Below are 18242 nucleotides of genomic sequence, written 5' to 3' on the forward strand. Positions count from 1 at the left end.
CCACTTTCCGGCCAGGACGGGCGCCAGGGCCCGCCCTGGCGCTTTTCAGCTTTTGAGACAGGTCCCTCCATGCTGATGTCCTCCACCCAGCCCCTTGCCGCCCTCGAGAACGCCACCGAATTCGTGGCCCGCCATATCGGCATCGCGCCCGAAGACGAGGCCCACATGCTCAGCGCCATCGGCGCGGCATCGCGCGATGCGCTGATCGACGCCATCGTCCCGCCCTCCATCCGGCGCCACCAGCCCATGGCGCTGCCGCCAGCGGCCACCGAGGCCCAGGCGCTGGCCGAACTCAAGGCGCTGGCAGGCCGCAACCAGCTGCTCAAAAGCTTCATCGGCCAGGGCTACTACGGCACGCACACGCCCGGCGTCATCCTGCGCAACATTCTCGAGAACCCCGCCTGGTACACGGCCTACACGCCCTACCAGGCCGAGATCTCGCAAGGCCGCATGGAGGCCCTGGTCAACTTCCAGACCATGGTCTGCGACCTGACGGCCATGCCGATTGCCAACGCCTCCATGCTGGACGAGGCCACGGCGGCCGCCGAGGCCATGACGCTGGCCAAGCGCTCCGTCAAAAGCAAGAGCAACCGTTTCGTGGTGGCCGGCGATGCCCACCCCCAGACCATCGAGGTGATACAGACGCGCGCCGCGCCGCTGGGCATCGAGGTGCTGCTGGCCAACTCGCTGGAGGAATGGAACCAGCTGATGGAGGGCGACTACTTCGCCGTGCTGGCCCAGTACCCTGCCACCAGCGGCCGCATCGACGATCTGCGCGCCGACGTGGACAAGGCCCATGGCAAGCAGGCCGCCTTCATCGTGGCCACCGACCTGCTGGCGCTGACCCTGATCACGCCGCCCGGCGAATGGGGTGCCGACATCGTGGTGGGCACCACCCAGCGCTTTGGCATGCCCATGGGCGCCGGTGGCCCGCACGCCGCCTTCATGGCCTGCCGCGACGAGTTCAAGCGCTCCCTGCCCGGCCGCCTGGTCGGCGTGAGCGTGGACGTGCACGGCAAGCCCGCCTACCGCCTGGCACTGCAGACGCGCGAGCAGCACATCCGCCGCGAAAAGGCCACCTCCAACATTTGCACGGCCCAGGTGCTGCCCGCCGTGGTGGCCAGCATGTACGCCGTCTACCACGGCCCCGAGGGCCTGGAGCGCATCGCCCGCCGCGTGGCCTCGTACACGGCCATCCTGGCGCGCGGCCTGGCCGAGCTGGGCGCGCCGCTGCGCGAGGCGCCCAGCTTCGACACGCTGAGCCTGCACACGGGCGCGGCCACCCAGGCCATCGTGGAGCGTGCCGTGTCCCTGGGCGCCAACCTGCGCGTGTATTTCAAGGAATACCTGTGCATCTCGCTGGACGAGACCACCACGCGCGCCGATGTCGAGCTGCTGTGGAAGATCTTCGCCCGGGACGGCCAGGCCCTGCCCAGCTTCACCGCCTTCGAAAAGGGCGTGGAGCCGCTGATTCCCGACGGCCTGCGCCGCAGCAGCGCCTTCCTCACACACCCGGTGTTCAACACCCACCGCTCCGAGACCGCCATGCTGCGCTACATCCGCCAGCTGTCGGACAAGGACCTGGCGCTGGACCGCAGCATGATCCCGCTGGGCTCCTGCACCATGAAGCTCAACGCCACCAGCGAGATGATTCCCATCACCTGGCCCGAATTCGCCCAGGTGCACCCCTTTGCCCCGGCCGACCAGCAGCAGGGCTATGCGGAACTGGACAAGCAGCTGCGCGACTGGCTGTGCCAGGCCACGGGCTACGCCGGCATCAGCCTGCAGCCCAATGCCGGCAGCCAGGGCGAGTACGCGGGCCTGCTGGCCATCAAGGGCTGGCATGCGAGCCGGGGCCAGTCGCACCGCAACGTCTGCCTGATTCCCAGCAGCGCCCACGGCACCAACCCCGCCAGCGCGCAGATGGTGGGCATGCAGGTGGTGGTCACCGCCTGCGACGCCAACGGCAACGTCGACATGGCGGACCTGGCGGCCAAGTGCGAGCAGCACAGTGCCAACCTGGCCTGCATCATGATCACCTACCCCAGCACGCACGGCGTGTTCGAGACCCAGGTCAAGGAGCTGTGCAAGCTGGTGCATGACCACGGCGGCCGCGTCTACGTGGACGGCGCCAACATGAACGCCCTGGTGGGCCTGGCCGCGCCGGGCAGCTTCGGCGGCGATGTCAGCCACCTGAACCTGCACAAGACCTTCTGCATCCCGCACGGCGGCGGCGGCCCGGGCGTGGGCCCGGTCTGCGTGGTCGAGGACCTCGTCCCCTTCCTGCCCGGCCATGCCACCACGGGCCTTGCGGGCGGCACGGGCGCGATCAGTGCCGCGCCGCTGGGCAATGCGGCCGTGCTGCCCATCAGCTGGATGTACATCCGCATGATGGGCGCCCAGGGCCTGACCCTGGCCACCGAGACCGCCATCCTCAGCGCCAACTACATCAGCGCCCGGCTGCGCGACCACTACCCCACGCTGTACGCGGGCGAGCACGGCCATGTGGCGCACGAGTGCATCCTGGACCTGCGCCAGTTCAAGGAAAGCACGGGCGTCATGGCCGAGGACGTGGCCAAGCGCCTGATCGACTACGGCTTCCATGCGCCCACGCTGTCCTTCCCCGTGCCCAACACGCTGATGGTGGAGCCCACCGAAAGCGAAAGCCTGTACGAGCTGGACCGCTTCGTGGACGCCATGATCGCCATCCGCGAGGAAATCCGCGCCATCGAGCAGGGCCGCCTGCCCCAGGACGACAACCCGCTCAAGAACGCGCCGCACACGGCCGAGACCCTGCTGGCTTCGGAATGGACCCACCCGTACAGCCGCGAGGCCGCCGCCTACCCCGTGGCTGCCCTGCGCCAGTCCAAGTACTGGTGCCCCGTGGGCCGGGTGGACAACGTCTACGGCGACCGCAACCTCTACTGCAGCTGCATCCCGGTCGACGCTTACCTGAGCTGAAGCACCTGCCACCCAAAGGGGCGCTTGTGGCGCCCCGCCCGGCGCGCGTACACTGCGGCCCTGCCCGCGCCGGGCCCCGGTCCATCTGCCGGGCGCCAGGCGCGGGCGACCAGGATTTGTGCGGCAGATGCCGCTTTCCCCAGCGCCAGCACGCGATGAGCAGCCAAGACCCTTCCGACCAGCCTCGCGACGACGAGCACCTGCCCCTGCATGCCTTGCTGGCGCCCGGCGCCGACCTGCCCCCCGTCGAACGTTTCCCCTCCTTCCAGCCCGAAGACGATCCGCTGCAGGCCCTGGTCGCCGAGCTGCGCAACTACCAGCGCGAGCTGGAGATCCAGAACCGCGTGCTGGACTACAGCCAGGCCGTGGCCGAAAGCGCCTCCGAGCGCTTCGAAGCCCTGTTTGCCAGCATTCCCCTGCCCCTGCTGGTGGTGGACGAGCACGACATGGTGGTGCAGGCCAACGCCATGGCGCACAGCGCCTTCCAGCCCACCGAGCATGACCGGCTGCTGGTCAATTTCGCGCCCTTCGTGCACCCTGACGACGCCGAGCGCGTGCGCGAGACCTTCGTTGCGGCACGCGAGCTGGGCCGCACCGAGGCCCACGAGGTCTGCTTCGACATCACCGAGCAGCACCAGCTGCGCGCCGACCTGCATGTGGCCTGCATCGCCATCCCGCAGCAAAGCGGCCCGCCCATTGCGCAGTACCTGTGCGCCGTGGTCGACCAGGGTCCGCTGCTGGCCGAGCGCCTGGCGCTGCAGCAGCGCAACCACCAGCTGTTCCTGAGCGAGCGGCGGCTCGAATCGGTCATCAACTCGGCCCTGGACGCCATCATCTGCCTGGACCACGAGCAGCGCATCACCGTCTTCAATCCCACGGCTGCCGCCCTGTTTCTGTGTCCGCCGCACGACGCGCTGGGCAGTCCGCTGGAGCGTTTCCTGCCCGATGCGGCCCAGGCCCTGTCCTTTGCGCCACTGACCACGCAGGCCGTGCTGGGCGAGATGACGGCACGCACGGCCAGCGGCCGCGAAATCCCGGTCGAGGTCAGCGTCTCCTTCGAGCACCACAGCGGCGGCGAGACCACCACCGTGTTCGCGCGCGACCTCACCAGCCGCAAGAAGGCCGAGGCCCAGCGCAACGAGCTGGAAGACCAGCTGCGCGAATCGCACAAGATGCAGGCCCTGGGCACCATGGCCGGCGGCATTGCCCACGACTTCAACAACATCGTGGGCGCCATCCTGGGCAATGTGGAGCTGGCCAAGGCCGACTGCGGCGGCAATGCCGCAGCCATCGAAAGCCTGCAGGAGATCGAAAAGGCCGGCCGCCGCGCGCGCGACCTGGTGCGCCAGATCCTGACGTTCAGCCGCAATGAACCGCCGCAGCGCAAGCCCGTGCAGGCGCGCGAGGTCATGGGCGACACGGCGCGGCTGCTGCGCGTGACCCTGCCGCCCGCCGTGGAGCTGCAGGTGCACGTGCCGCCGCAGATGCCGCCCATGCTGGCCGACGCCATGCAGGTGGAGCAGGCCCTTTTCAACCTGTGCACCAATGCCATGCACGCCCTGGGCGAGCGGCGCGGCCTGATCCAGATGGATGCCGACCTGGTGCGCCCGGACCAGCGCCTGTGCGAACGCCTGGGCCTGCCGCCCGTCAGCTACGTGGCGCTGTCGGTGCAGGACAACGGCCCCGGCATGGACGCACGCACGCTGCAGCGCATCTTCGAGCCCTTCTTCACCACCAAGCCCGTAGGCCAGGGAACGGGCCTGGGCCTGCCCGTGGTGCACGGTGTCATGCGCAACCACGGCGGCGCCGTGGACGTGTACAGCATCCCCGGCCAGGGCAGCCGCTTCACGCTGTACTTTCCTCCGGCCGACCCCCTGACGCCGGCCGACTCTGCACCGGCCGAGCCCCTCGCCGCCCAGGCGCTGCCCAGCGCACCCGAGCCCCTGGCGGCCGCGGAAACCCCGACCGGCCCGCAGTTCGCCCTGCTGCCCGACCCGCAGGCCGCGCAGCAGCATGTGATGTACGTGGACGATGACCAGGCCCTGGTCTTTCTGGTGCAGCGCCTGCTGCGCCGGCGCGGCTACCAGGTCAGCGGCTTCACCGATCCGCACGAGGCCATCGAGGCGCTGCGCGCCGCGCCCCAGGACTGCGACCTGCTGGTCACCGACTACAACATGCCCGGCTACAGCGGCATCGACCTGGTGCACGAGGCCCTGTCCATCCAGCCGCAGCTGCCCATCGCGCTGGCCTCGGGCTACATCACCACCGAGATCGAGCAGGCCGCATTGGCTGCAGGCGCCAGGGCCCTGGTCCACAAGCCCAACGACGTGGAAGAGCTGTGCGCCACGGTGCACAGGCTGCTGAATGAGCGGGGAACGGCTTGACCCCTGAGCAACGCGATGGCGGCGCCAGTGCAGGTGACGGCGCAGGCGTCATCTGCCTGCACGAAGATGCCGAACTGCTGGTGCTGGACAAGCCCAGCGGCCTGCTGTGCGTGCCCGGGCGCGGCCCAGACAAGCAGGACTGCCTGAGCGCCCGCGCCCTGCAGCGCTGGCCCGATGCGCTGGTCGTGCACCGGCTGGACCAGGCCACCTCGGGCCTGGTGATCATGGCGCGCAGCCTGGCCAGCCAGCGCCTGCTGAGCGAGGCCTTTGCGCAGCGCCGCGTGCACAAGCGCTATGTGGCCGTGGTGGCAGGCAGCCCCACCGCGCGGCAAGCCGGCGCATGGCAGAGCATCGACCTGCCGATTGCAGCCGACTGGGAGCGGCGCCCGCTGCGCATCATCGATGCCGTGCAGGGCAAGCCCAGCCAGACCCTGTGGCGCGCCCTGCCAGGCGCGCAAGCCACCGAAGTCCGGGACGCAATCACCGCGCGGGTGCAGCTGCAGCCCGTGACGGGGCGCACCCACCAGCTGCGCGTGCACATGGCCGCGCTGGGCCATCCCATCCTGGGCGATGCGCTCTATGCCGATGCCGCCGTGCAGGCGCTATCGCCGCGCCTGCTGCTGCATGCGCAGCTGCTGGAGCTGGCGCATCCCCTGTCTGGCGAGACGCTGCGTTTCGAATCCGCCGCGCCGTTCTGATCCATCGCAGGAACACGCAAATCATCGCCACCGCGTACGTTGCTGCAATGCAACATTCAGCGTACGTGTTTCCCCTTCTTGCAGTTGGTCATATTGACTTCATGAAGCACCGTCAGGGTGCATCGTCGGCATCAGCCGTTTTCTTCGGCCAAAACAGCCCCCGCCCGACGGCGCAGGCCGCGATGGGAGCCTTAGCGAAAAGCCTGTTGCCGCGCCAGCCCCGGGATACCCTGTTGCCATTGGTAACCAGGCGATTAACCTGTGCTTCTTTGCGCGGCTAGCCCCTACAGGAGCCACCGCGTTTTTCAGAACGCTTTACCCAAAGTTGAAGGAAGTACTCATGAGCATTCCGTTCCGCATGCACACCGTCGTCGCCGCCCTGGGTTTGGCTGGCGCCGCCCTGTTCTCCACAGCGCATGCGCAAATCAAGATCGCCATGGTGGTTCCCACCACCGGCCCGCTGACGCAGTACGGCGACATGGTCAAGGAAGGCGTGAACACCGCCGTGGAAATGGCCAATGCGGCCGGCGGCGTCAACGGCAAGAAGATCGAGCTGGTGTCCGTCGATGACGCCTGCGAACCCAAGCAAGGTCCCGTGGCCGCCAACCGCGTGGTCAACGCCAAGATCGGCTACGTGATCGGCCCCGTCTGCTCGGGCGCATCGATTGCCGCAGCCCCGATCTACAACAACGAAGGCGTGGTCGTGGTGACCCCCTCGGCGACGTCCCCCGCCCTGACCGACGGCAAGAACTACCACTTCATCTTCCGCACCATCGGCCGCGATGACCAGCAGGGCCCGGCCGCCGCCAAGTTCATCCTGGAAAAGGCCAAGCCCAAGAAGGTTGCCGTGCTGCACGACAAGCAGTCGTATGGCCAGGGCATTGCATCCTCCGTGCGCGACGACCTGAAGAAGGCCGGCGTGGAAGTGGCCCTGTTCGAAGGCATCAACGCCGGCGACAGCGACTACTCCGCCGTCATCACCAAGCTCAAGAGCGCCGGCGTGGACTTCATCTACTACGGCGGCTACCACCCCGAAATGGGCCTGCTGCTGCGCCAGGCTTCCGAGCAGGGCCTGAAGGTCCGCATGATGGGCCCCGAAGGCGTGGGCAACCCCGAAGTCAACGCCATCGCCGGCAACGCCGTCGAAGGCATGCTGGTGACCCTGCCCGCAGACTTCTCGGCCAACCCCAAGAACGCCGCCGTGGTCAAGGCCTTCAAGGACAAGAAGCGCAATCCTTCGGGTGCCTTCCAGCTGACCGCATTTGCCGCCACGCAAGTGCTGCTGGACAGCATCAAGGCCGTGGGCGACAGCCCCGCCAAGGTGGCTGACCACCTGCACAAGTCCAACTTCGAGACCGTTCTGGGCTCGGTGGGCTGGAACAAGCAGGGCGACCTGAAGTCCTTCGACTTCCAGGTGTTCGAATGGCACAAGGACGGCAGCAAGTCGGTCGCTGCCAAGTAATCCCCCTCCGTCTGACTGACCGGGGCACGCATTCGGCGTGTCCCGGTCGTCTGCATCCTGGCCTTTTAGGCCTTTTCCTGTTTTGGGGCGGCATTACACCATGTCAGAACTCTTACCTCAGCTGATACAGCAGCTGTTCAACGGACTGTCCCTGGGCGCCATCTATGCCCTGATCGCCATCGGCTACACGATGGTCTACGGCATCATCGGGATGATCAACTTCGCCCACGGCGACATCTACATGATCGGGGCCTACATCGGCCTGGTCACGCTGTCGGCCATAGGCACGCAAAGCGGCCTGCCGGTGTGGGCCATCATCGGCCTGATGCTGGTGGTCTCGGTCTTCGTCACCGGCGTCTATGGCCTGGTGGTGGAGCAGGTGGCCTACAAGCCGCTGCGCCGCAGTCCCCGCCTGGTGGCCCTGATCTCGGCCATCGGCATGTCCATCTTCTTGCAGAACTGGGTGGCCCTGGGCCAGGGTGCGCGCGACATGGCCGTGCCCTCGCTGCTGCCGGGCGCGCTGCGCTTCGGTGCCGAAGGCGGCTTCGAGATCTATGTGCCCTACTCGCGCATCCTGATCATCGTGGTGGCCATCGTGCTCATGGTGCTGCTGACGCTGTACATCCGCCACTCGCGCATGGGCCGCGCCTCGCGCGCCTGCGCCCAGGACATGCACATGGCCAGCCTGCTGGGCATCGACACCAACCGCGTGATCTCGTTCACCTTCGTGCTGGGCGCCATGCTGGCGGCCGTGGGCGGGGTGCTGATCGCGCTGGCCGTGGGCAAGCTCAACCCGTTCATCGGCTTTCTGGCCGGCATCAAGGCCTTCACGGCCGCGGTGCTGGGCGGCATCGGCTCCATCCCCGGCGCCATGCTGGGCGGCGTGCTGCTGGGCGTGGCCGAAACCTTTGCGGCAGCCTACATCTCGTCCGAGTACAAGGACATCGTGGCCTTCGGCCTGCTGGTGCTGATCCTGCTGTTCCGCCCCACGGGCCTGCTGGGCAAACCTGAAGTGGAGAAGGTCTGATGAAAACCAAACCCACTTTGAACCTGCGCGACGCCCTGATCGCCACGGTGATGACGGCCGTGGTCGTCACGCCCATCTTCGGCCTGCACCTGGAACGCGCCGGCACCCGCACCATCATCAACCCCGACTGGACGGTGGTGGCCTGGGCCTGCGCCCTGGTCTTCCTGGTGCAGCTGCTGCGCCCGCTGATCGCGGCGAAGATGCCCAAGGTCTCGCTGCCCTCGCTGCCGCAGGCGCGCCCCAGCCACCGCAACGGCCTGATGCTGGCGGCCCTGCTGATCGCCGTGTCCTGGCCGTTCTTTGCGGGCCGCAACGCGGTGGACATCGCCACGCTGGCCATGATCTACGTGATGCTGGGCCTGGGCCTGAACATCGTCGTGGGCTTTGCCGGCCTGCTGGACCTGGGCTTCGTGGGCTTCTACGCCGTGGGCGCCTACACCTATGCGCTGCTCTTCCACTGGGCCGGCTGGTCCTTCTGGGAAGCGCTGCCGCTGGCCGGTGCCGCTGCCGCGATGTTCGGCTTCGTGCTGGGCTTTCCGGTGCTGCGGCTGCGCGGTGACTACCTGGCCATCGTGACCCTGGGCTTTGGCGAGATCATCCGCCTGCTGCTGGTCAACCTGACCAGCATCACGGGCGGGCCGGACGGCATCTCCAGCATCCCCAAGCCCACGGTGCTGGGCCTGGAGATGACGCGCACCCCCTCCACCGAGGGCGGCACGACGTTCCACCAGTTCCTGGGGCTGGAGTTCAGCTCGCTGCACATGGTGATCTTCCTGTACCTGATGGCGCTGCTGCTGGCCGTGGTCACGCTGTGGATCTCCAACCGCCTGGTGCGCATGCCCATAGGCCGCGCCTGGGAGGCACTGCGCGAGGACGAGATCGCCTGCCGCTCGCTGGGCCTGAACCCCATGAAGATCAAGCTGTCGGCCTTCACGCTGGGCGCCATGTTCGCCGGCTTCGGCGGTGCCTTCTTCGCGGCGCGCCAAGGCATCGTCAACCCCGAGTCCTTCACCTTCATCGAGTCGGCGCTGATCCTGTCCATCGTGGTGCTGGGCGGCATGGGCTCGCAGCTGGGCGTGATCATCGCGGCCATCTTGCTGACGGTGCTGCCCGAGCTGGCACGAGAGTTCTCCGAGTACCGCATGCTGATCTTCGGCCTGGTGATGGTGCTGATGATGGTCTGGCGCCCGCAGGGCCTGCTGCCCATGCGCCGTCGCCATGTGGAGGTGCGCTCATGAGGCATGCCGACACCATGATTTTTGGGACAACAGATAGCAGCAAGGGCCGGCAATGAGCGAGTATTTGCTAGAAGTCAAAGACCTGTGCATGCGCTTCGGCGGCCTGCTGGCCGTGGACCACGTGGGCTTCAACGTGCGTCCGCAGGAAGTGTTTGCCATCATCGGCCCCAACGGCGCCGGCAAGACCACGGTGTTCAACTGCATCAGCGGTTTCTACCAGCCCAGCAGCGGCTCCATCGCGCTGGACGGCAGCGCCATCGAGGGGCGCAGCAGCCACCACGTGGCCAACCACGGCGTGGTGCGCACCTTCCAGAACGTGCGCCTGTTCAAGTCCATGACGGTGCTGGAAAACCTGCTGGTGGCACAGCACCGCCGCTCGGGCGTCAACCTGCTGTCGGGCCTGTTCAACACGGCGGGCTACCGCCGCAGCGAAGAGGAAAAGATCGAGAGCGCCCTGCACTGGCTGGACGTGATGGGCCTGCGCGAGTTCGTCAACCGCGAGGCCGGCAACCTGGCCTACGGCCACCAGCGCCGCCTGGAGATCGCGCGCTGCATGATCACCAAGCCGCGCGTGCTCATGCTCGACGAACCCGCCGCCGGCCTGAACCCGCAGGAGAAAAAGGACCTGCAGGGCCTGATCGACCAGCTGCGCCGCCAGTACGGCATTGCCGTGCTGCTGATCGAGCACGACATGGGCTTGGTCATGGGCGTGTCCGAGCGCATCCTGGTCATGGAGTACGGCAAGCCCATCGCCATGGGCCTGCCGGATGCCATTCGCAACGATGAACGGGTCATCAAGGCCTATCTGGGAGAAGCCTGATGCCTGCCATGCTGCAACTGGAGAACATCTCCACCCACTACGGCGCCATCTGCGCGGTCGACAGCGTCAGCCTGCACGTCAACCAGGGCGAGATCGTCTCGCTGATCGGCTCCAACGGCGCCGGCAAGACCTCGCTGCTGATGACGGTGTGCGGCAACCCGCGCGCCAGCTCGGGCCGCATCTCGTTCGAGGGCGAGGACATCACCCAGCTTCCTTCGCACCACATCATGCGCAAGGGCATTGCGGTCTCGCCAGAAGGGCGGCGCATCTTCTCGGACCTCACGGTCACCGACAACCTGAAGATGGGCGGATTCTTCCTGGACAAGCCGCAGATCGAGGCCGGCATCGAACATGTGTTCGGCCTCTTCCCGCGCCTGCGCGAGCGCGCCCACCAGCGCGCCGGCACCATGTCGGGCGGCGAGCAGCAGATGCTGGCCATCGGCCGCGCGCTGATGAGCAAGCCCCGCCTGCTGCTGCTGGACGAACCCACGCTGGGCCTGGCGCCGCTGATCATTGCGCAGATCTTCGAGATCATCCAGACCATCCGCGCCGCTGGCGTCACGGTCTTCCTGGTCGAGCAGAACGCCAACCGCGCCCTGCAGATCGCCGACCGCGGCTATGTGCTGGAGACCGGCAAGGTGGTGCTGGAGGACACCGGCGCCAACCTGCTGACCAACGACGCCGTGCGCCGCGCCTACCTGGGCGCCTGACAACGCACAGGCGCCCAGCGCTCCACGGGCCCGCCCTTTGGCGGGCCTTTTTCTTTTCACACGCAGATCGCACAGTGGTCTGGTCCTGCGCGGCCGATTGTGGGGTCTGCGGCCTGGGCGCAGGCGTTATAAAACACGTCCCTGCCTCTCATTGCTCCCCCACGCCCATGAACGCCCCCGCCCCCCATGACATGCTGCAACCCCTGGCCATCGACGTGGTGTCCGTGCAGTCCCAGGTCGTCTACGGCCGCGTTGGCAACAACGTGGCCATGCCCACGCTGCAGGCCCTGGGGCTGGCGGCGGCGGCCGTGCCCACGGTGGTGTTCAGCAATACGCCGCACTATCCCAGCATCCACGGCGGAGCAATTGCCGCCGAGTGGTTTGCGGGCTATCTGCAGGACCTGGGCGCGCGCGGCGCGCTCGGGCAACTGCAGGCCGTTCTGGCCGGCTACCTGGGCGGGCCGGACCAGGCCGGGCTGCTGGCGGACTGGGTGGCGGGCCTGCTGCAGCAGCGCCCCGGCCTGCGCGTGGTGGTGGACCCGGTGATTGGCGACCACGACAGCGGCATCTATGTGGACCCCGCCATGGTCGAGGCCTACCAGCGCCACCTGCTGCCCCTGGCCGACGGGCTGACACCCAACCATTTCGAGCTGGAACGGCTGACCGCGCGCCCTGTGCACGGCATGGACGATGTGGTCCAGGCCGCGCGCAGCCTGCTGACCGGCCGCACGCAGTGGGTGGCCGTGACCAGCGCGGCGCCCGAGCTGGGCGGCGAGCATGCACTGCGCATGCGCGTGGCGCTGGTCACGCGCGAGGACGTGCATGTGGTCACCCACGCGCGCGTGGATGCGGTGCCCAAGGGAACGGGCGACTTGTTCAGCGCCGCGCTCACCGGCCACTGGCTGCAGGGCGCCAGCCTGCGCGAGGCGGCCGAGCGCGCCTGCGAACGCATCGTGCAGGCGCTGGAGCGCACGCGGCAGGCGCGCAGCGCCGAGCTGCTGCTGCCCTCGGACCCCGTCGCCGCCCGGGCAATGACCGCGCAGGCAGCACCGGCAGCACGGGCACAAGCGATACCATCGCCCGCATGAACAATGCATCGCCTCTCCTTTCCCTGACGATTCTCACGGGCGCTTCGCGCGGCATGGGCCTGGCCATGGCCCGGCAACTGCTCGATGCCGGCCATGAGCTGGTCACGCTGTCGCGCTCCACCAGCGAAGACCTGAACCGGGCCGCCGCCACGGCAGGCGCCCCGCTGCAGCAGTGGAGCGTGGACCTGGGCGAGCCCGAGGCAGCGGCCCGCAGGCTGGGCGAATGGCTCGCCGGGCTGGACGCCACGCGCTACGCCAGCGTCACCCTGATCAACAACGCGGGCGTGATTCCGCAGATCGCGCCGCTGTCGCAGCTGCGGCCCGCCGACATCGCCCAGGCCATGCGCGTGGGACTGGAGGCGCCCATGCTGCTGACGGCCGCCTTCCTGGCCGCCACCGAAGGCTGGACGGCCGTGCCGCGCAAGGTGCTCAACATCTCTTCCGGCCTGGGGCGGCGCGCCATTGCCTCGCAGGCCTCCTACTGCGCGGCCAAGGCCGGCATGGACCATTTCAGCCGCAGCGTGGCGCTGGACGAGGCGCTCAAGCCCCACGGCGCGCGCATCTGCTCGCTGGCGCCCGGCGTCATCGACACCGACATGCAGGTGCAGCTGCGCAGCGCCGATGCCGCAGCCTTTCCCGACGCAGGCAACTTCGCCCAGCTCAAGGAGGGCGGCAAGCTGTCCACGCCCGAGCAGGCCGCCACCCTGGTGCTGGGCTGGCTGCAGCGCGCGGATTTTGGCGAGCAGGTCGTGGCCGACGTGCGCCAGCCCTGAACGCACGGGTCTGGCAGGCCCGATGCCGCAATGGAAATCCCGGCAGCAGACAGAAACATATCGCCGTGCTGCCGGAAACAATCCAGCCATTCGCCCTGGAAAATATTCCGCAAGTTTTACCGGTTGCAGGAATCATTTCCCATATCCAGGCCGCGCATTGCCTTCAAAAACGTCATCTGGCAAAGGATGACGTTTTTCGTCTGCGTTTGCCAGTCCCGCTTTTCCAATCCTCCTACAGTGGCATTTATTGCGGCTGGCAAGAATGGGGCACTCAACTCCAGGAAATCCAGCCATGTCCATTGCCTATTCCGATCCCCTGGCAACGCCAGTGGTCCCTGCGGCCAATACATCCGTCAGCGGTGTTTCATGGGCGGCGATATTCGCGGGCGCCATGGCGGCGGCCTCGCTGTCGCTGCTGCTGTTCATTCTGGGCACGGGCCTGGGCCTGTCGTCTGTCTCGGTATGGACCGGCCAAGGCATGGATGCCGGCGCCCTGGGGTGGACGGCCGTGGCCTGGATCGCCTTCACCCAGCTGGCCTCCGCCGGCGTGGGCGGGTACCTGGCCGGGCGGCTGCGCACCCGCTGGCAAGGCGTGCATACGGACGAGGTCTACTTCCGCGACACGGCCCACGGCTTTCTGTCCTGGGCGCTGGCCACGCTGGCCATGGTGGCCCTGATGGGCGCTGCGGCCGGTGGTGCGGTGTCCGGCGCCTTCAAGGCGGCGCAGACCGTGGCCACCAGCGCCTCCAGCGTGGTGGGTGGCGCGATCGGCGCCGCCGGCGGTGCGGCTGCTGGCGGTGCCGCAGCCATGGCCGGTGCCTCGGGCGCCGATGCCTCGCCCCAGGGCCTGGCCTACTGGACCGGCAGCCTGTTCCGCAATTCCGCGGCAACCTCCGGCAGCACAACGCCTGCCGACATGGCCAGCGCCACGCGGGAGGCCGGCGTGATCTTTGCCCAGTCGCTGCGCACCGGCCAGCTTTCTGCGGCCGATGAGCAATATCTGGCCCAGCTGATTGCGCGCAATTCCGATATTCCGGTGGAAGAAGCGCAAAAGAAAGTGCGAAGCACCTTTGATTCCGTACAGATGCAGATAAAGCAGGCCGAGCAAAAGGCAGAAGAGGCCAAGCAAAAGGCCAAGCAGGCCGCTGAAGAAACGCGAAAGGCCACCGCCCATTCCATGCTCTGGCTGTTTGTTTCCCTGATGCTGGGCGCCTTTGTGGGCAGCCTGTGCGCCACCTGGGGTGGCCGCCAACGCGATGCCATTTGATTTTGCATCGCAGTCAACACCATCCAACCATTCATTGAACGGAGGCCATTCATGCGATCCATACTGCTTTTTCTTCTGGGCGTGCCCATTCCCATCATCATTTTGATTGCACTGATGTTCTGAAGGAGCGCCGCATGCCCGCACCGCGCCGCAGCAACCCGGTCACGCAGCAGCCGCGGCGGGCTGCTGCGGCCGGCGGGCAGGACAAGGCTGCCGCTTCGCTGGCGGCCTACCGGCAAAAGCGCGACTTCACGCGCACGCCGGAGCCCTCGGCAGAACCTTCCAGCGACGCGATTGCAGGGCAGCCCGGCACGGGTGTCCTGCAATTCGTCATTCAAAAGCACTGGGCCAGCCATCTGCACTACGACTTCCGGCTGGAGCTGGACGGCAGCATGAAAAGCTGGGCCGTGCCCAAGGGCCCCAGCTACGACCCGGCCGACAAGCGCATGGCCGTGCAGGTGGAAGACCACCCCATGGCCTACAACCGCTTCGAAGGCCAGATTCCGCCGGGCCAGTACGGCACGGGCAAGGTCATCATCTGGGACCGGGGCACCTGGTGGCCACAAGGCGACGCCGCCGAGGGCCTTCGCAAGGGCAAGCTCAAGTTCGAGCTGCGCGGCCACAAGCTGCAGGGCCGCTGGACCCTGGTGCGCATGCGCGGCAAGGACGATGCCAAAAAACCCGCGTGGCTGCTGATCAAGGAGCATGACGGGCTGGAACGCGCCGCCGGCGAATTCAGCGTGGTCGAGGACATGCCCGACAGCGTGGCGGGCCTTCCCCTGGAACCTGCAGCAGCGGCAACGACAGAAACAGAAACAGAAACAACAACAGCAACAGCGCCAGCGCCAGCACGAAAGCAGCACGCCGGCACCGCGACCATGCCGCAGGAGATCGCCCCCCAGCTGGCGACCTTGGTGGACCGCCCGCCCACGGAGGCCGGGCAATGGATCTTCGAGAGCAAGTTCGACGGCTACCGCCTGCTGGCGCGCGTCGACAGCGGTACCGTGCGGCTTGTCACGCGCAACGGCAAGGACTGGACCGCCAGAATGCCTGCCTTGGCCCGCGCCTTGGCGGCCCTGCCCTTGCAAACAGGCTGGATCGACGGCGAGGTGCTGATGCTGGACAGCGACGACCGCCCCGACTTCCAGGCCCTGCAGAACGCCTTCGACGGCGAGCACACCGACCTGCTGGTCTTCTTCGCCTTCGACCTGCTGTGGCACGACGGCCAGGACCTGCGCCAGCAGCCCGTGGAACAGCGCCGCCAGCGGTTGCAGGAGCTGCTGCACAAGGCGCCGTCGGACCGCGTTCGGTTCAGCCAGGCCTTTGACGCCCCGCCCGCCGACCTGATGGCCGCCGCCTGCCGGCTGGGCCTGGAGGGCGTGATCGGCAAGCGGCGCGGCAGCGCCTACGTCTCGCGGCGCAGCATGGACTGGATCAAGCTCAAGTGCGGCCACCGTCAGGAGTTCGTGATCGCCGGCTATACCGATCCCCAGGGCTCGCGCACCGGCCTGGGGGCCCTGGTCCTCGCCGTGCATGGCGAGGACGGGCAGCTGCACGCGGCCGGCAAGGTCGGCACGGGTTTCAACGCACGCACCCTGGCCGACCTGCGCCAGCGCCTGGACGGCCTGGCCACCGGCACATCCCCGCTGGCAGACACCCGGGGCCTTGGCAGCCAGGTGCACTGGGTGCGCCCCACCCTGCTGGCCGAAGTCTCGTTCGCGCAATGGACCGCGGACGGCCGCATCCGCCACGCCGTATTCCAGGGCCTGCGCACGGACAAGCCTGCGCGCCGCATCGCAAAAGAGGAGCCACAGCACGTGCCATCGACCGCATCTTCACCCCGCACCGCAACCCGCCACAAAGCCGCCCCGCCCCGCATGGCCAAGGCGGCGCGCCTGCCCGCCACGATCGCCATCACCCATGCCGAGCGTGTCATCGACCCCTCCACCGGCATCACCAAGATGGAGCTGGCGCGCTACTACGCCACGGTGGCCCCCTTCATGATCACCCACCTCAAGGCCCGGCCCGTGGCCATGGTGCGCGCGCCGGAGGGCATCGAGGGCGAGCTGTTCTTCCAGAAACACATGGACCAGACGCCGCTGCAGGGCATTGCCGCCCTGGCGCCCGAACTCGATCCCGGCCATGCGCCGCTGATGGAGGTGGCGCGGCGTGAAGGCCTGGTGGCGGCCGCGCAGATGAACACCATCGAATGGCACACCTGGAATGCCCGCCGGGACCGCATCGACCGGCCCGACCGCATGACCTTCGACCTGGATCCCGGCGAGGGCGTGCCCTGGACGCAGGTGCAGGAAGCGGCCACCTTGCTGCATGTGCTGCTGCAGGAGCTGGAGCTGCCGGCCTTCCTCAAGACCAGCGGCGGCAAGGGCCTGCATGTGGTCGTGCCGATCAAGCGGCTGCTGGACTGGGACACGGTCAAGGCCTTCTCCCAGGCCGTGGTCCAGCACCTGGCCAGCACCGTGCCCCAGCGCTTCGTGGCCAAGAGCGGGCCACGCAACCGCGTGGGAAAAATCTTCGTGGACTACCTGCGCAACGGCTTTGGCGCCACCACGGCCTGCGCGTGGACAGCGCGTGCGCGGCCCGGCATGGGCATCTCCGTGCCCGTGGGCTGGAACGAGCTCGACAGGCTCACGGGCGGCGCGCACTGGACCATTCGCTCGGTGGACCAGCGCCTGCGCCTGGGCAACTCGCCGTGGGAGCACTACGGCACGGCGGCCACCAGCCTGGGCCGCGCCATGAAGGCGCTGGGCTTCGAGGCACCGGCCCGCGAAGAGCCGCCAACGAGGAAAGCACAACGATGACCAGGAAAGCCACATCTCCCCGCACGGCCCCGGCCGTCTCCTCGCGCAGCCTGTGGAAGGGGGCCATCAGCTTTGGCCTGGTCCACATCCCGATAGGCCTGTATGCGGCCACGGCCAGCACGGACATCGACTTCGACTGGCTGGACAAGCGCAACATGCAGCCCGTGGGCTACAAGCGCATCAACAAGGTCACGGGCAAGGAGGTGGCCTCGGCCGACATCGTCAAGGGCGTGGAATTCGAAGAAGGCCGCTACGTGGTGCTGAGCGCCGAAGAGATTGCCGCCGCCTTTCCCAAGACCACGCAGACCATAGAGATCGAGGCCTTTGTCGATGCCGACGATATCCCCTTCATCTACCTGGAGCGGCCCTACTACACCGCCCCCCTGCACCGGGGCGGGAAGGTCTACGCACTGCTGCGCGAGGCGCTGCGCAAGAGCAACAAGGTGGGCGTGGCCAAGGTCGTCATCCAGGCCAAGCAGCACCTGGCCATCCTGATCCCCTGCGGCCGGGCGCTGGTGCTGAACCTGCTGCGCTGGGGCGGCGAGATCCGCTCCTTCGAGCAGCTGGACCTGCCGCCGCTGGACGCAAGGGCCGCAGGCATCAAGGCCGCCGAAATGACCATGGCCCTGGCACTGATCAAGGACATGAGCCAGGCCTGGGACGCCGACCAGTTCCGCAACTCCTTCAGCGAGGAAATCCACCAGCTGGTGCAGGCCAAGGCCCATGCGGGCGACGTGCAAAGTGTGCCAAGGCAGCAGGACGCGCCCGCCGCACCCGCCAACGCAGCCGTGCTGGATCTGACCGCCCTGCTCAGGAGCAGCCTGGGCAAGGCAGGCAGCGGGGCCCCCGCCTCCGCGGCCAAGGAAAAAAATACCGGGGCGGCGGCAAAAGCTGCAAAAGCTGCAAAAGCGCCCGCGACCCGGACAACGCCCAAGCCCCGAAAGCCAGCGTCCAAGGCGCCTGCAAAACGTTCAACATCCAAATGAAACGGACCA

Annotated in this window: 13 protein-coding genes; all 13 read left to right on the forward strand. The window is 67.7% G+C overall.

The window, feature by feature from the left end:
• The first annotated feature begins 69 nt into the window (after window positions 1-69).
• The 13 genes from gcvP to ACF8NF_RS11470 all read left to right on the forward strand — a co-directional run bounded on the left by gcvP (window position 70) and on the right by ACF8NF_RS11470 (window position 18233).
• On the forward strand, window positions 70-2961 hold the full coding sequence (gene gcvP, locus ACF8NF_RS11410; protein WP_046985417.1) for an aminomethyl-transferring glycine dehydrogenase: 2892 nt from the start codon (window positions 70-72) through the stop codon (window positions 2959-2961).
• A gap of 155 nt (window positions 2962-3116) precedes the next feature.
• On the forward strand, window positions 3117-5345 hold the full coding sequence (locus ACF8NF_RS11415) for a PAS domain-containing sensor histidine kinase (protein WP_017404836.1): 2229 nt from the start codon (window positions 3117-3119) through the stop codon (window positions 5343-5345).
• Window positions 5342-6043: an RluA family pseudouridine synthase gene (locus ACF8NF_RS11420; protein ID WP_034366148.1), complete on the forward strand. Its 702-nt coding sequence runs from the start codon at window positions 5342-5344 to the stop codon at window positions 6041-6043. The genes ACF8NF_RS11415 and ACF8NF_RS11420 overlap by 4 nt, the downstream gene beginning before the upstream one ends.
• 340 nt (window positions 6044-6383) lie before the next feature.
• Window positions 6384-7505, forward strand: coding sequence for a branched-chain amino acid ABC transporter substrate-binding protein (locus ACF8NF_RS11425; RefSeq protein ID WP_016446333.1), 1122 nt, complete (start codon window positions 6384-6386; stop codon window positions 7503-7505).
• Between the two features lie 100 nt (window positions 7506-7605).
• Entirely contained in the window at window positions 7606-8532 is a 927-nt protein-coding gene (livH, locus tag ACF8NF_RS11430; RefSeq protein WP_016446334.1) for a high-affinity branched-chain amino acid ABC transporter permease LivH, read from the forward strand.
• Window positions 8532-9770 (forward strand): high-affinity branched-chain amino acid ABC transporter permease LivM, encoded by a 1239-nt coding sequence (locus ACF8NF_RS11435; protein WP_016451503.1) that lies wholly within the window; start codon window positions 8532-8534, stop codon window positions 9768-9770. Before livH ends, ACF8NF_RS11435 begins: the two co-directional genes overlap by 1 nt.
• 52 nt (window positions 9771-9822) lie before the next feature.
• Window positions 9823-10590, forward strand: a complete 768-nt coding sequence (livG, locus tag ACF8NF_RS11440) for a high-affinity branched-chain amino acid ABC transporter ATP-binding protein LivG (protein ID WP_016446336.1) — start codon at window positions 9823-9825, stop codon at window positions 10588-10590.
• A gap of 8 nt (window positions 10591-10598) precedes the next feature.
• Window positions 10599-11300, forward strand: coding sequence for an ABC transporter ATP-binding protein (locus ACF8NF_RS11445; RefSeq protein ID WP_026062223.1), 702 nt, complete (start codon window positions 10599-10601; stop codon window positions 11298-11300).
• 167 nt (window positions 11301-11467) lie between these two features.
• On the forward strand, window positions 11468-12388 hold the full coding sequence (gene pdxK, locus ACF8NF_RS11450) for a pyridoxine/pyridoxal/pyridoxamine kinase (RefSeq protein ID WP_016446339.1): 921 nt from the start codon (window positions 11468-11470) through the stop codon (window positions 12386-12388).
• Window positions 12385-13161 carry an SDR family NAD(P)-dependent oxidoreductase gene (locus ACF8NF_RS11455; protein WP_046240202.1) on the forward strand — a complete coding sequence of 259 codons (777 nt, stop codon included), beginning with the start codon at window positions 12385-12387 and terminating at the stop codon, window positions 13159-13161. The genes pdxK and ACF8NF_RS11455 overlap by 4 nt, the downstream gene beginning before the upstream one ends.
• Window positions 13162-13453: 292 nt before the next feature.
• Complete coding sequence (locus tag ACF8NF_RS11460) at window positions 13454-14428, forward strand: hypothetical protein (RefSeq protein WP_016446341.1); 975 nt, start codon at window positions 13454-13456, stop codon at window positions 14426-14428.
• A 134-nt stretch (window positions 14429-14562) separates the two neighbouring features.
• Window positions 14563-17247, forward strand: a complete 2685-nt coding sequence (gene ligD, locus ACF8NF_RS11465; protein WP_392450612.1) for a DNA ligase D — start codon at window positions 14563-14565, stop codon at window positions 17245-17247.
• Window positions 17244-18233, forward strand: a complete 990-nt coding sequence (locus ACF8NF_RS11470; RefSeq protein ID WP_310043981.1) for a Ku protein — start codon at window positions 17244-17246, stop codon at window positions 18231-18233. The genes ligD and ACF8NF_RS11470 overlap by 4 nt, the downstream gene beginning before the upstream one ends.
• Window positions 18234-18242 lie beyond the last annotated feature (9 nt).

The sequence above is a fragment of the Delftia sp. WSY_22 genome (genome assembly GCF_043104185.1).
GTDB classification, from domain to species: domain Bacteria; phylum Pseudomonadota; class Gammaproteobacteria; order Burkholderiales; family Burkholderiaceae_C; genus Comamonas; species Comamonas tsuruhatensis.

Bases quoted from the DNA above. Each gene is read 5' to 3' on its own strand.
- livG (WP_016446336.1), top strand. From the start codon at position 9,823: ATGAGCGAGTATTTGCTAGAAGTCAAAGACCTGTGCATGCGCTTCGGC.
- ACF8NF_RS11470 (WP_310043981.1), top strand. From the start codon at position 17,244: ATGACCAGGAAAGCCACATCTCCCCGCACGGCCCCGGCCGTCTCCTCG.
- ACF8NF_RS11435 (WP_016451503.1), top strand. From the start codon at position 8,532: ATGAAAACCAAACCCACTTTGAACCTGCGCGACGCCCTGATCGCCACG.
- livH (WP_016446334.1), top strand. From the start codon at position 7,606: ATGTCAGAACTCTTACCTCAGCTGATACAGCAGCTGTTCAACGGACTG.
- pdxK (WP_016446339.1), top strand. From the start codon at position 11,468: ATGAACGCCCCCGCCCCCCATGACATGCTGCAACCCCTGGCCATCGAC.
- ligD (WP_392450612.1), top strand. From the start codon at position 14,563: ATGCCCGCACCGCGCCGCAGCAACCCGGTCACGCAGCAGCCGCGGCGG.
- ACF8NF_RS11415 (WP_017404836.1), top strand. From the start codon at position 3,117: ATGAGCAGCCAAGACCCTTCCGACCAGCCTCGCGACGACGAGCACCTG.
- ACF8NF_RS11445 (WP_026062223.1), top strand. From the start codon at position 10,599: ATGCTGCAACTGGAGAACATCTCCACCCACTACGGCGCCATCTGCGCG.
- gcvP (WP_046985417.1), top strand. From the start codon at position 70: ATGCTGATGTCCTCCACCCAGCCCCTTGCCGCCCTCGAGAACGCCACC.
- ACF8NF_RS11455 (WP_046240202.1), top strand. From the start codon at position 12,385: ATGAACAATGCATCGCCTCTCCTTTCCCTGACGATTCTCACGGGCGCT.
- ACF8NF_RS11460 (WP_016446341.1), top strand. From the start codon at position 13,454: ATGTCCATTGCCTATTCCGATCCCCTGGCAACGCCAGTGGTCCCTGCG.
- ACF8NF_RS11425 (WP_016446333.1), top strand. From the start codon at position 6,384: ATGAGCATTCCGTTCCGCATGCACACCGTCGTCGCCGCCCTGGGTTTG.